The following is a 13,888-nucleotide window of genomic DNA, read 5'->3' as shown; positions in this document are numbered from 1 at the left end:
GAAAAAGGAGGCTAGTTCTATGTTTCGTCCCATGGCTTACAACGGAACACGCGAAGAAAATTACGCGCTCGTCATCGAACAGCTGAAATCGCTCATTTCCGGGGAACCCAACTTCATCGCCAACTTGGCGAACGCAGCCGCCTTGCTCAACCAGTTTTTCACCGACATCAATTGGGTCGGTTTTTATCTCGCAGACGGCGAGGAGCTTGTGCTTGGCCCGTTCCAAGGCTTGCCGGCATGCGTGCGCATTCCGTTCGGCAAAGGGGTGTGCGGCACGGCGGCCGCCAAACGGCGGACGGTGGTCGTTCCAGACGTTCACCAATTCCCGGGCCATATCGCCTGCGATGCGGCGTCTCAATCGGAAATCGTCGTGCCGCTCATCAAAGACGACCGCGTCATCGGCGTTCTTGACATCGACAGCCCGGTGAAAAACCGCTTCGATGACATCGACCGCCGCTACTTGGAGCAGTTTGCCAGCGTGCTCATTTCCGCCTGACGAAAAAAGCGCACCAAGCGCGAAGAAGGAATCCGCTTGCTCGGATTCCTTTTTTTTACACCTTATACAAATGACAGTCATCGTGCACAAAAATGCAGTTTTTTCCCGTCTCTTTTGCCATATAAAGCGCGGCGTCGGCTCGTTTGAACAGCTGTTTTGCATCCTCGCAGCCTTGGCGCTCCCACCATGACACGCCGCACGAAACGGTCACCGTCGGAATCGTTTGTTCTCTGACTTTTTCTGTGATGCGGCGGGCAATCGAAATGGCGTCAGACAGCGGCACTTTCGGCAAATACACCGCCAGCTCTTCCCCGCCCCAACGCGCCGCCACATCGCCATCGCGAATGTTGGCGCGCACCGTCTCAGCCACTTGGACGAGCACCCCATCGCCCGTTTGATGGCCGTACACATCGTTGATTTGCTTAAAGTTGTCAATGTCAAACAAAATGAGCGCCCCGGATGCATCGGATCCCATGGATGTTTGGATCACCTCGTCCAAGTAACGGCGCGTATGCAGCTTTGTCAAATAATCGGTGACTACCATCTTCTCGAGCTCTTCGCGCAGCATCGCGTTCATAAACGCCAGCGTTGAATGTTGAACGAGGGATTCCAAGAGCTTAAACATCTCAAACGTAAATCGGTATGGCTCGCTGGCGAGCGCAATGCACAGTCCCTTCGTTTCCTTGTTTTGCTGCATCGGCGCCGCCATGATGGAACGAAACGAACCGAAAGCGGACACGCATACATCACCGGCAAATAAAATGTCATTTCCGCTTTGGCGCCGCTTTTCCACCCATTCGATATAGGGCTCGGACCGATGGTCGAAAAAAAACGGCGTGCTGCCTGGCAAAAGCTCCCGCTTGCCGTCGGCAAACAAGAAAAAACCGACTTCATCCGCGCCGAACGATTGTTGGATTTGCGATACCATGTACTCAATGGCTTCATGAAGCCGCGGCCGGGCGTTCAATTGGCGCATTGTGTCGTTGATCAGCTGCAAATCGGCGACAAGCCGGCGCGACTGTTCATACAACTTGGCGTTCTCAAGCGCGCTTCCAGCCGTGCTCGCCAGCAGCGAAATAAAATGAATCTCTCGTTTTGGAAATGGCGCAGCGTATGGGGCGATAATTTCAATCACCCCATACACCGCCTGCACCCCTTTAATCGGGGCGTACAGCACCGAGCGCGGCGGCGCCTCCATCTCCTCGCATTGCACTTGTCCAGTCAAAAACGCCCGCAACGCCGCCGTCTGTTTTTCCCTTTCATCCAATACAAGCGTTTTAATCGGCAAATTTCCGCGCAGATGGTTGTCATGCGACAACAGAAGGTGGTAGGTGAATGATGGATAGACGTTTTGCAGCGTGCGGATAATTTCTTCAAGCACAACATCGATATGCATCGAGGAATGAATTTTTGCGGCAAAGTGATGCAGCTGTCCATACCGTTTCTCTTCGCCCTCTCCTTGCAGCACCGCGCTAAGTTTCCGAAACAATCGCGCCAAATCCGTCCGGATCTCCCACAACAACCGCTCGTCAAAACCGCCATCTTTTCGATACATCAGCTCGACCATCGCCGGCGTCTCATCGGAAAGCATGAAAAAGAGCCGGGCCGCCATATGCGGCCCACCGGCATCGACAACAGCGACTTTCCGCTCTCCATCAGCCGCGATCGGCCCAGCGTCCGGCGTCCCAACCGCGGCCGCTTCCGGATAAAAGGCAGCCCGCACCGGGTCGTACAAATAAAAAACGGCTTGCTCGAGCGCCAGCTCTTCTTTTAGCAGCGCGAGCAACTCGCCCGCCGCCGCCGAAAACGGCCCATCGTCCTGAAACGCTAAAAACCAGTGGAAAAATTTTTGTTTAAATGATTCATACCGCTTCATTTCTTCCTTGTTCATCGCCTTTTCCACCCAAACCGGCATCATCATTCCAAATGAGAGAATGGGATGACAAATTTTTTCTAAAAATTGCATCTTTTATTATATCATACAAATAGAGAAGAAGGGAAACAAAATGTTGACTTTATCCTCTAAAAATCATATAATAGCCTTTGTGTAAAATATAGCAGCCTTTGTGCCCACCTTTATGGTTCATTTTGTTCCTCGACCCGCCGAGGTGCATCGTGTAACTCTTAGCTGCGAGAGCGAGGATGCATGAAAACAAAATGGCCATAATTGTTGGCGCACATCTGCTTTTATTTTACGGGAATAAAAGCGTAAGGAGGAGCAACGAATGGCTCGTTATACTGGCCCAATGTGGAAAATTTCCCGCCGCCTTGGCATCTCGTTGAGCGGCACGGGGAAAGAATTGCAAAAACGTCCGTATCCGCCTGGCCAACATGGTCCGGGGCAACGGCGGAAATTGTCGGAATATGGCTTGCAGCTGCAAGAAAAACAAAAGCTGCGCCATATGTACGGCGTGAACGAACGCCAATTCCGCAAAACGTTTGAAGAAGCAGGCAAAATGCCGGGCAAACACGGCGAAAACTTCATGATTTTGTTAGAATCGCGCCTAGACAACCTCGTCTATCGCTTAGGGTTGGCCCGCACGCGCCGTCAAGCCCGCCAGCTCGTGACGCACGGCCACATTTTGGTCGACGGCAGCCGTGTCAACATCCCGTCGTACCGAGTCAAACCGGGACAAACGATCGCCGTTCGCGAAAAATCGCGCAACTTGCAAGTGATTAAAGAAGCGCTCGAAGCGAACAACTACATTCCGGATTACTTGACGTTCAATCCGGAAAAAATGGAAGGGACGTACACCCGCTTGCCGGAGCGTTCCGAACTGCCGGCGGAAATCAACGAAGCGCTCATCGTCGAGTTCTACTCGCGTTAAGGCGCAAAAAAGATCCGAAATGCCGATGCATTTCGGATCTTTTTTCTTAGGCGTAGCGAATCAAATAATACTTTTTCTTCCCGCGGCGGATGACCGTAAACCGCCCCTCAAGGCGGTGTTCAGCCGTTAATATGGCTCCGACGTCTTGAAGGCGCTCGCCGTTGACGTAAATGGCGCCGTTTTGGATGTCTTCGCGCGCTTGCCGCTTCGATGGCGAAATGCCGGCAGAAACGAGCAGCTCGACAAGCGGAACGTCGCCTCCTTCATGAACGAATGACGGCACATCTTTGAACCCTTGCTCAATTTCCGCCGCTGTCAAATTGGCAATGTCGCCGCTAAAGAGCGCTTCAGAAATGCGAATCGCTTGCCTGAGCGCCTCTTCGCCGTGCACGAGCTTTGTCACTTCCTCAGCAAGCGCCTTTTGGGCCGCCCGCTTCTCTGGGGCTTCACGAAGCTCTTGTTCAAGCGCTTCGATTTCCTCTTTTGACAGGAACGTAAAGTACTTCAAGTAGCGGATCACATCGCGGTCGTCGGTGTTGATCCAAAACTGGTAAAACTCGTACGGCGATGTTTTCTCTTTATCGAGCCAAATCGTGCCGCTTTCCGTTTTCCCGAATTTCGTGCCGTCCGCTTTCGTCACAAGCGGGATCGTCAAGCCAAACGCCCGCGCCTCGCCTTTCGTTTTGCGAATAAGCTCAAGCCCTGCCGTGATGTTGCCCCATTGGTCGCTCCCGCCGATTTGCAGGCGGCAGCCTTCCGTCTCGTACAGGCGGAGAAAATCGTATGCCTGCAGCATCATATAGCTGAACTCGGTAAATGAAATGCCCGTCTCGATGCGCGATTGCACCGACTCTTTCGCCATCATGTAGTTGACGCTGAAATGCTTGCCCACATCGCGCAAAAACGTAATGACATCCAGCGGCCCGATCCAGTCGTAGTTGTTTTTGATTTTCGCCGGATTGCCGTCCGCTTCAAAATCTAAAAAACGGCCGAGCTGTTCTTTAATACGCGCGCTCCATGCCTCGACGGTTTCTTTCGCATTGAGCGTGCGCTCGCTTTTTTTCCCGCTCGGGTCACCGATCAACCCCGTCGCTCCGCCGACTAGGGCGATCGGCCGGTGCCCCGCCTGCTGGAAGCGGCGCAGCGTCAAAATAGCGGCCAAGTTGCCGATATGCAAACTGTCCGCCGTCGGGTCAAACCCGCAGTAGAGCGTCACCCGCTCCTCATTCAACAGCTTGCGCAACCCGTCTTCATCCGTCGTTTGGTTGACGAGCCCGCGCCATTGCAATTCCGCAAGCAAATCCATGTCCTTCACCTCTCTATAAATGTCATGCAAAAGAAAACACCCGCCCGTGATGAAGGGGCGAGTGTTCGTCGCGGTACCACCCTACTTAGAAAGCATGGTGCTTTCTCACTCATTTGGATAACGGCGCCGGCCGGCGGATGGCTACTAGGTGCCAAAAACGTTCGCCATCGCTGCTCAGGGAGGTAATTCACGCCTGCCTGTGGACTGGCTCGCACCGTCCGCCAGCTCTCTGCACCAGGGAGACAGCCGCTACTTGTTCCCATCATCGCTTTCTCATATGAAATATATACATTCTTATTACCATAGCGATGCGCTCGCTGTCAACTCTAACGCTTTTCGCACAAACGGCGAAAAATCGGCAAAATTCCACAATGCCTCCCCTTCCTATGGTATACTGATATATAATGACTTGCCGCATAGGGGGGCTGGCATGAAGCGAAACCAACTTTCCATTTCTCTTGAAAAAGCGTGGCATTATTTTTCCCTTACATACGATGTGGTTTGGAACGTCATCTTAATTTTGCTCATCGTCGCACTCTGCCTTGTCTGCTTTGCCATCGGCGCCGGCGCCGGCTATTTTGCCTTTTTGGTCAAAGATATGCCCGTTCCCTCGCCCGACGAGATGAAAAAGGAGATTTACCATTACGGCGAAACGAGCCACATGTACTTTGACGGCGGCGTATATTTAGGGCGGTTCCGGTCCGACCTTGACCGCGAGGCGGTGCCTCTTTCCGAGGTGTCGCCATACGTCGTGCAGGCGATCATCGCGACCGAAGACGAACATTTTTATGAACACGACGGCGTCGTTCCGAAGGCCGTCATCCGCGCCGTGTTTCAAGAGCTGACCAACTCGCCGGTCAAAAGCGGCGGGAGCACGCTTACGCAGCAGCTCGTCAAAAACCAGATGTTGACGAACGAGGTGTCGTTTGAGCGGAAGGCGAAAGAAATGCTGCTTTCACTTCGTCTGGAGAAATTTTTTTCCAAAGAAGACATTTTAGAGGCGTATTTAAACGTCGTTCCGTTCGGCCGCAATTCTTCAGGGCGCAACATCGCCGGCATCCAAGCCGCGGCCCAAGGCGTCTTTGGCGTCAACGCCAAAGAGTTGAATCTCGCTCAAGCGGCGTTTTTGGCCGGACTGCCGCAAAACCCGTTCGTCTACACCCCGTTTGCCGCTGACGGCAGCGTCAAATCGGATCTCTCGGCGGGATTGAAACGGATGAAAACGGTGCTGTACCGGATGAAACGGGCCGGCTACATCTCGGAAAAACAGTATAAGGAAGCGCTTTCCTATGATGTGGCGAAGCATTTCGCCGCCCCGAAGCCGTCGCCGTTTGAACAATATCCGTTTTTGACGATGGAGATTGAGCGGCGGGCGAAAGAGGTGCTCGCCGAGACGTTCGCCAAGCGCGACGGCTATAAGCCGGAAGAGGTGAAGCGCGACCCCGCTCGTTTCCGCCGCTACCTCGGCGAGGCGGAAAAAGCGTTGCGCCAAGGCGGATATCGGATTTATACGACGATCGACAAAAAGATTTATGAACAAATGCAGCGCATCGCCGCCCGCTACCCGTATTACGGAAGCGACAATGTGTATTACACCAAAGACAAGAAAACAGGAAAAATGATCCCCCATCGCCAACCGGTCGAAGTCGGGGCGATGCTCATCGAAAACAAAACGGGAAAAATCATCAGCTTCGTCGGCGGCCGCGATTATGGGCGCGAGCAGTTGAACCACGCCACCCAGGCGCACCGGTCCAACGGGTCAACGATGAAACCGCTCTTAGTATACGCGCCGGCGATGGAGATGGGCGTCATCCAGCCGGCGACGATCATTCCCGACTTGCCGCTTTCGATCGGTTCGTATACACCGAAAAACGCGGACGGAAAAACGCACGGGCTCGTCACGGCGCGCTATGCCTTGCAGCAATCGTTCAACATTCCGGCTGTTCGGACGTATATGAGAATTCGATCCCGCCATCCGATCGACTATTTGCATAAAATGGGGGTCACGAGCGTCGCCAAACAAGAAGAGGCCAATCCAGCTTTGGCGATCGGCGGGACGCACATTGGCGTCACGGTCGAGGAAAACGTCAACGCCTATGCGACGTTCGCCAATTACGGATCGTTCGTGGACGCTTACATGATTGAGAAGATTGTGGACAAAAACGGAAAGATCGTTTACAAACATCAAAGCAAACCCGTCCCGGTGTTTTCGCCGCAAACGTCGTACTTGATGATTGATATGATGCGCGACGTGCTTCACGGCGGAACGGCCTCGTCGGTGCCGCGCTACTTGACCTTTTCCGCCGATTGGGCGGGAAAAACCGGCACATCGCAAGACAAGCGCGATTCGTGGTTTATCGCCGTCAATCCGAACGTCACGTTCGGCGTTTGGATCGGCTATGACCGGCCGGCGCCGCTTGAGTCCCGCTACAAAGGGCTTTCCTACAGCCAGCGCACCCAGCTGTTATGGGCGCGGTTGATCAATGCTGCCTATCAAGAAAACCCGAAGCTCATCGCTCCGCCGAAGCGGTTTCTCATGCCAGGCGGCATCGTCCGCCGCGCTTACTGCGCCGCGAGCGGCTTCAGCCCGTCGGCCGCGTGCGAAAAAGCCGGGCTCGTCCGTTACGATCTGTACAATACGAAGTTTGCACCGCGGGAAGGAAGCGGCGAGGAAGTGATGGAAAGCCGGGTCGTCGTCATCGGCGGACGCCGCTATGTGGCGCTTGAGACGACGCCGGAAGAGTTTGTCACTCGCGAAGTGATCGTGAATCCGAAGCTTCTCGCCGATTGGGGGATCAACGGCGAAGGGCAGGCGGGCGATGCATCGCTCGTCTCCACATTAAAGGAAAACGGCCGTCCACCGGCTCCACCCGCCGCTCGGCTTGCAGGGGGCAAGCTCGTCTGGAATCGCCATAACGAGCCGGATGTCATCGGCTACCGCGTCTATCTAGTGAACGAAACGAGGGAACGACGCCTCGCCGCCGCTGTTAAAGCGGACGAGGCAGCCTCGTTTTCGCCGCTGCAGCCGGGCGCCGCGTACTGCGTCACTGCTGTGGACATCGCCGGACAGGAATCGGCGCCGTCGAACCTCGTTTCGCTGCCGTCCGCCTCGCCGCCCAATTCCGGTCATCAAAAGAGCGGCGAGCCGTCTTCTCCCCCGCCGTCGGGTGACGTGGAGTGACAAGGAGCTGACCCAAAAGATTGTCTTTCTTTGATTGGCTTTCTTTAGAAGATGCCATTCGTTTTGAATAAAGAGTTGGCGCGTATATATGGTGATCGAAAAGAGGGTGTCCCGATCCTTGTTGGGACACCCTTTCTTGTTTTGTGAAGATGGGGATTTTCGCCAAATGGATGGTTCTTAAGCGAAGAGGAAACGGGCATGTATCAAGTTTTTCAAATGGAGAAATCACGCTGTTGGCCGCGTTTTCCGTTCCATCACCGTCTTTGCAGCCGCCCCGCTTCGGCCCCAGCCTGAAAAGAACAACAGCGCCTGGAACAGCGGATGTTCCAGACGCTTTTCGCTCATCAGTCTTCCATCGTCGACAAATCGCCGGTCGGCAAGTTGAGCTCCCACGCCTTTAGGACGCGGCGCATGATTTTCCCGCTCCGCGTTTTCGGCAGTTTGTCGCGGAACTCGATCTCACGCGGCGCGGCATGAGCGGCAAGCCCTTTTTTCACAAATTGGCGGATGTCTTCTTTCAGCTCCTCGGACGGCTCGTACCCTTCGCGAAGCGCGATGAACGCTTTGATGATTTCCCCGCGCACCGGATCCGGCTTTCCGATGACGCCGGCTTCGGCAACGGCCGGATGCTCGACGAGCTTGCTTTCGACTTCAAACGGCCCAACGCGTTCGCCGGATGTGTTGATGACATCGTCAACACGGCCTTGGAACCAGAAGTAGCCGTCTTCATCCATGTAGGCCGAATCGCCGGATACGTACCAGTCGCCGATAAAGTATGATTCATATTTTTGCGGGTTGTTCCAAATCGTTTTCATCATCGACGGCCAGCCTTTTTTGATGGCCAAGTTGCCCATCCGGTACGGCGGCAAGACGTTTCCTTGGTCATCAATGACCGCCGCCTCAACGCCCGGAATCGGTTTCCCCATCGATCCCGGCTTGATTTCCATGCACGGGTAGTTGCAAATGAGATGCCCGCCTGTTTCCGTCATCCACCACGTATCATGGATGCGGCGGCCGAACACTTTCATCCCCCAGCGGATGACTTCCGGGTTGAGCGGCTCGCCGACGCTCAAAATGTGGCGGAGCGAGCTTAAATCATATTTTTTCACGACTTCATCGCCGGCGCCCATCAGCATGCGGAACGCCGTCGGCGCGCTGTACCAGACGGTGACGCCGAAATCTTGGATCGTTTGATACCAAGCATCCGGGCTGAAGCGGCCGCCGACGATGACGCTTGACGCTCCGCACAGCCACGGGCCGAAGATGCCGTACGACGTCCCGGTCACCCACCCCGGGTCAGCCGTGCACCAGTAAATGTCGTCTTCTTTTAAGTCGAGCACCCATTTCGCCGTTTGATAGTGCTGAATCATCGCGTTATGGACGTGCAAAACGCCTTTCGGCTTGCCGGTCGAACCGGATGTGTAATGCAAAATCAAGCCGTCTTGGCGGTCGACCCATTCGATGTCGAAATGCTTGCTTGCCTCATTCATCCGCTTTTTCAAATCGATGTACGGCCCTTCCTCGACAATGCCGTCGCCGACCAAAAAGACGTACTTCAACTCCGGCAAATCGCCGACCGGCACGCGCGGCAGAAGCTCCGGCGTCGTAATGATCGCCTTCGCCCCGCTGTCTTCAAGACGGTCGCGCACCGCTCCTTCCATGAACGCCTCAAACAACGGCCCGACGATGGCGCCGGTTTTAATGATCCCAAGCACCGCAAAGTACAGTTCCGGAGAACGCGGCATGAACACGAACACACGGTCGCCCTTCTGAATGTCCGCCGCCTGTTTTAAGACGTTCGCCACCTTATTGGACATCTCTTTCATTTCTTTGAACGTATATTTCTCGTTCCGCACCGCGTCGCGGTAATAGAGCGCCACTTTATTTTTACGGAACGACTCAGCATGGCGGTCGATCGCCTCATACGCCATGTTGACTCGGCCCGTTTCATGCCAAGAAAACTCTTTCTCCACTTCCGACCATTGAAACTGTTTATATGTTTCTTCGTAGTTTTTCAAATTGTAGTCCCCTTGTATGACAGGAAGCCGTTCTGTGTTCATTCTCCGATCCCCCTTATGTAAGTGATTACATTTCTATTATAGTCGATTGAAAACCATTTCTCAATTTTTAAAATATTCCTCGTCCCCACTTTTTTGAAATTTTTTTGAACCGCACCAGCCGGCGCCGTTTTTATGTATAATGGAAGCAGAACGACCAATTCAGGTGGTGGACGAATGGAACATAAAAAAACGTATAACGCCAAAGAGCTGAAAACCCCGAAAGGAACGCTCCTCATCGAAGGGCCGGTGACGCCGGAAGCGTTGGCCAGCTACGAATTCCACCATGACCTCACTTCCTTCCGCCCGCCTGCCAAACAGCACAAAGCGTTGATCGAAATCGCCAAGCTGCCGGAAGGGCGGATCATCATCGCCCGCCGCGGCGAGGTGATTGTCGGATATGTGACGTTTTTGTATCCCGATCCGCTTGAGCGTTGGTCGGAAGGGAACATGGAAAATTTGCTCGAGCTTGGCGCCATTGAAGTCATTCCGGAGTTCCGCGGGTTTGGCGTCGGAAAAAATTTATTGATCGTCTCGATGATGGACGACGCCATGGAAGACTACATCATCATTACAACGGAGTATTATTGGCATTGGGATCTAAAAGGCACGGGGCTGAACGTATGGGAGTACCGAAAAGTGATGGAGAAAATGATGAACGCCGGCGGGCTCGTCTGGTATGCGACCGACGACCCGGAAATTTGCTCCCATCCGGCGAACTGCCTCATGGTCCGCATTGGCAAACGGGTCGACGCCGAATCGATTCAACGGTTCGACCGGCTTCGGTTTATGAACCGCTATATGTACTAGCTGAAATTCTCAGCTGTCCGGACGTTTGCGCCCGCCTTGCCGGTTGCGGGCGGCGCGCATAAAATGCCACGCACAAAGGGGAGAGGAGAACGATGCTTGTCGAACAAGTGATGAAAGCACCGGTTATCACGCTTCGCGCCACCAATACAATCGCCGAAGCGCTGCAGCTGCTAAGACATCACCGCATCCGCCATCTGCCGGTCGTCGACGAGGAAGGACGTCTTCTGGGGCTTGTGACGAGCCAAGATTTGCGCGACGCGAGCCCGTCCATTTTCCATCTTCATGAACATCTTGAAGACTTGCAAAAACCGGTCAGCACGATTATGAAAACCGACCTCATCGTCGGCCATCCGCTCGATTTCGTCGAGGAGGTGGCGGCGCTCTTTTACGAACACCGAATCGGCTGTCTGCCGATCGTCAATCACGGGAAACTCGTCGGCATCATCACGCAAACGGATTTGCTCCGCACGTTCATTGAATTGACCGGCGTTCACCAGCCGGGGTCGCAAATCGAGATCAAAGTGCCGAACGAAACCGGCATGTTAAGCAAAGCGGCGGCCATCATCAGCGAGCGCCATGTGAACATCGCCAGCGTCTTGGTGTATCCAGCTCCGGATCCGAATGAGAAAATTTTAGTTTTCCGCGTGCAGACGATGAATCCGCTTCCATTGATCCGCGATTTGCAAAACGCCGGCTATCACGTGCTATGGCCGAACTTGCCGGGGGTTACGTCATGAGCCGAAACTGCGCATTCGTCTATAGCGAGCAATTTCTTCAGTACAAATTTCATGACGACCATCCGTTCAACCAGCTGCGGGTCAAAATGACATACGACTTGCTTTGCACGCTCGGCGCGCTCGAAGACCGCCAGATCGTCGCCCCGCGCATGGCGACCGATGACGAGCTGGCGCTCATTCACGACCGCTCCTACATCGAGGCGGTGAAAGCGGCCGGGCGCGGCGAGCTGTCGGAAGCGGCGGCGCAAAACTACGGCCTTGGCACCGAGGATACGCCGATTTTCCCAAACATGCACGAAGCGAGCGCTCTTTTGGTCGGCAGCACCCTCACCGCCGTCGACGCGGTTCTTTCCGGAGCGGCCGAGCATGCGCTCAACCTTGGCGGCGGTCTGCACCACGGCTTCCGCGGCAAAGCATCCGGCTTTTGCGTCTACAACGACAGCGCGGTCGCCATTCAATACATCAGGGAGAAATACGGACTGCGCGTGTTGTACGTCGACACGGACGCCCACCACGGCGACGGGGTGCAATGGGCGTTTTACGACGATCCGAACGTTTGCACGTTTTCCATTCATGAAACGGGGCGCTATTTGTTCCCAGGGACCGGAAATGTCAACGAGCGCGGCTTAGGCGCGGGCTACGGCTATTCGTTCAACATTCCCGTTGATGCGTTCACGGAAGACGAATCATGGATCGCCGCCTATACGACCGCGCTTCGGGAAATCGCCGACTTTTTCCGCCCGGACGTCATCGTGACGCAAAACGGCGTCGACGCCCACTATTACGATCCGCTCACCCATTTGTCGGTGACGATGAAAACCTACCGCGCCATTCCGAAACTCGCGCACGAAATCGCGCATGAATATTGCGGCGGACGCTGGATCGCCGTCGGCGGCGGCGGCTATGACATCTGGCGCGTCGTGCCGCGGGCATGGGCGCTCCTTTGGCTCGAGATGACGGGACAAGCCGATGTGTCCGGCCCGCTGCCGGATGAGTGGCGCGAACGTTGGCAACCGCTTTCACCCGTCGCGCTTCCGCTCGAGTGGGACGACCCGGATGACTTGTATCCCCCGATCCCGCGCAAGGCGGAGATCAGCGAAAAAAATGCGCAAACGGTGGAAAAGGCGTTGTATTTCATTCGCAGTCAACGCCGGGCGGGGACTTGATTTTTTTTCATTTAAAGAAAACAATGGATTTCTACGTCCTGTTTTCCTAGTCAACTTCCGTTTTCACCGAAAAACGGGCCGACTGCAAGGCGATTGCAGCTGTCAAAAAAGAAATGGAGCAAAGCAAGCAAGAAGCTGGCCCCCGTGTTGAGGCCAGCTTTTTTCATTTCGTCGACTCCCGCACTTCAAGCCGGTGCGGCAAGACAACGATATGGTGGTCCACTGGCTCTTTGTTCATATACTTCGTCAAGAGCCGCATCGCCACCGCCCCGATGTCGTACATCGGCTGCACGACGGTCGTCAGCCGCGGCCGCACCATCGTCGCCAATCGCGTGTTATCAAAACCGACGACTTCCAGTTCATCCGGCACGCGCACCCCGTGGTCTTGGGCGCTGTGGATGATGCCGAGCGCCATTTCGTCCGTGCCAGCAAACACCGCCGTCGGCCGTTCGGCAAGCTCTGTGATTTTCTCATACGCCTCCAAGCCGGAGTCGTACGAGTTGTCGCCCTCAATGACGAGCTCTTCCTCATACGGCGCGCCGTGTTCCTCAAGCGCGCGTCGGTACCCCGCCAACTTCCGCTGGTTGATCGGGTCATCGGTCGGACCGGTTACATAGACAATGCGGCGGTTTCCTTTTTCCAGCAAATACGTCACGGCTTCAAACGCCGCCTGCTCGTAGTCGATGTTGACCGAGGGAATCTCGTTCGGTCCCATCGTCGCCGCAAGCACGATCGGCACCGACGACTTTTGAAATTCGGCGACGTGCTCTTCGGTGATCGTCCCGCCCATAAACAACAGGCCGTCCACTTGCTTGGCGAGCATCGTGTTGAGCAAATGCAGCTCTTTTTCTTTGTTTTGGTCGGAGTTGCTCAAAATGATGTTGTACTTGTACATCGTGGCGATGTCCTCAATGCCGCGCGCCAGTTCGGCGAAGAAAATGCTCGAAATATCCGGGATGATCACTCCGACCGTCGTCGTTTTTTTGCTGGCGAGCCCCCGCGCCACGGCGTTCGGGCGGTAGCCGAGCCGTTCGATGGCCTCAAGCACTTTTTTCCTCGTCGACGGTTTGACGTTCGGGTTGCCATTGACGACGCGCGAGACGGTCGCCATCGAGACGTTCGCCTCCCGCGCCACATCATAAATCGTTACCGTCATTTTGTTTCACTCCTTTTCGCTCGATCCGATAACCGGTCAAATTCCGAATGTATGTACAACTATCATACGATACATTATCGCCAACTCGCAACGAAATCGCAACCATTTTGCCGGTTTGTTCACAAACCGTTCACGGGTAGTTTGCCCCAAC

The 13,888-nt window shown here is 54.8% G+C and carries 10 protein-coding genes and 1 other annotated feature; of the genes, 6 read left to right on the top strand and 4 right to left on the bottom strand.

All coding sequences use genetic code 11. The annotated features are described in order from the left end of the window. Window positions 1-19: 19 nt before the first annotated feature. The gene (locus tag CWI35_RS14270) at window positions 20-496 is read left to right on the top strand and encodes a GAF domain-containing protein (RefSeq protein WP_011232274.1); all 477 of its coding nucleotides are present in this window, start codon (window positions 20-22) and stop codon (window positions 494-496) included. A 55-nt stretch (window positions 497-551) separates the two neighbouring features. On the opposite strand, the gene CWI35_RS14265 is transcribed toward CWI35_RS14270, so the two are convergent. Then, window positions 552-2,411 (bottom strand): sensor domain-containing diguanylate cyclase, encoded by a 1,860-nt coding sequence (locus tag CWI35_RS14265; protein WP_021322106.1) that lies wholly within the window; start codon window positions 2,409-2,411, stop codon window positions 552-554. A gap of 310 nt (window positions 2,412-2,721) precedes the next feature. On the opposite strand from CWI35_RS14265, the gene rpsD reads away from it, so the two are divergent. Further along, complete coding sequence (gene rpsD / locus CWI35_RS14260; protein ID WP_011232276.1) at window positions 2,722-3,324, top strand: 30S ribosomal protein S4; 603 nt, start codon at window positions 2,722-2,724, stop codon at window positions 3,322-3,324. Window positions 3,325-3,370: 46 nt separating this feature from the next. Here rpsD and tyrS read toward each other — a convergent pair whose 3' ends face one another. Next, window positions 3,371-4,630, bottom strand: a complete 1,260-nt coding sequence (gene tyrS, locus CWI35_RS14255) for a tyrosine--tRNA ligase (RefSeq protein ID WP_015375638.1) — start codon at window positions 4,628-4,630, stop codon at window positions 3,371-3,373. A gap of 50 nt (window positions 4,631-4,680) precedes the next feature. Continuing rightward, window positions 4,681-4,905 (bottom strand) — a binding site (T-box leader). Window positions 4,906-5,060: 155 nt separating this feature from the next. Here tyrS and CWI35_RS14245 point away from each other — a divergent pair. Further along, window positions 5,061-7,811: a transglycosylase domain-containing protein gene (locus CWI35_RS14245; protein WP_119877880.1), complete on the top strand. Its 2,751-nt coding sequence runs from the start codon at window positions 5,061-5,063 to the stop codon at window positions 7,809-7,811. Between the two features lie 344 nt (window positions 7,812-8,155). Here CWI35_RS14245 and acsA read toward each other — a convergent pair whose 3' ends face one another. Then, entirely contained in the window at window positions 8,156-9,871 is a 1,716-nt protein-coding gene (gene acsA / locus CWI35_RS14240) for an acetate--CoA ligase (protein WP_119877879.1), read from the bottom strand. A gap of 174 nt (window positions 9,872-10,045) precedes the next feature. Here acsA and CWI35_RS14235 point away from each other — a divergent pair, with 174 nt between their 5' ends. From CWI35_RS14235 to CWI35_RS14225, 3 genes are all read left to right on the top strand, one after another. Continuing rightward, window positions 10,046-10,678: a GNAT family N-acetyltransferase gene (locus CWI35_RS14235; RefSeq protein WP_011232281.1), complete on the top strand. Its 633-nt coding sequence runs from the start codon at window positions 10,046-10,048 to the stop codon at window positions 10,676-10,678. Window positions 10,679-10,770: 92 nt separating this feature from the next. Beyond that, complete coding sequence (locus CWI35_RS14230) at window positions 10,771-11,415, top strand: acetoin utilization AcuB family protein (RefSeq protein ID WP_011232282.1); 645 nt, start codon at window positions 10,771-10,773, stop codon at window positions 11,413-11,415. Then, window positions 11,412-12,581, top strand: coding sequence for an acetoin utilization protein AcuC (locus CWI35_RS14225; protein WP_011232283.1), 1,170 nt, complete (start codon window positions 11,412-11,414; stop codon window positions 12,579-12,581). The genes CWI35_RS14230 and CWI35_RS14225 overlap by 4 nt, the downstream gene beginning before the upstream one ends. A 163-nt stretch (window positions 12,582-12,744) precedes the next feature. On the opposite strand, the gene ccpA is transcribed toward CWI35_RS14225, so the two are convergent. Then, window positions 12,745-13,737: a catabolite control protein A gene (gene ccpA / locus CWI35_RS14220; RefSeq protein ID WP_015375640.1), complete on the bottom strand. Its 993-nt coding sequence runs from the start codon at window positions 13,735-13,737 to the stop codon at window positions 12,745-12,747. Window positions 13,738-13,888 lie beyond the last annotated feature (151 nt).

Source organism: [Bacillus] caldolyticus (genome assembly GCF_003595605.1).
Lineage (GTDB): Bacteria > Bacillota > Bacilli > Bacillales > Anoxybacillaceae > Geobacillus > Geobacillus thermoleovorans.
The sequence above is the reverse complement of the archived record's forward strand: the minus strand, read 5'-3'. Positions and strand labels throughout refer to the sequence as shown.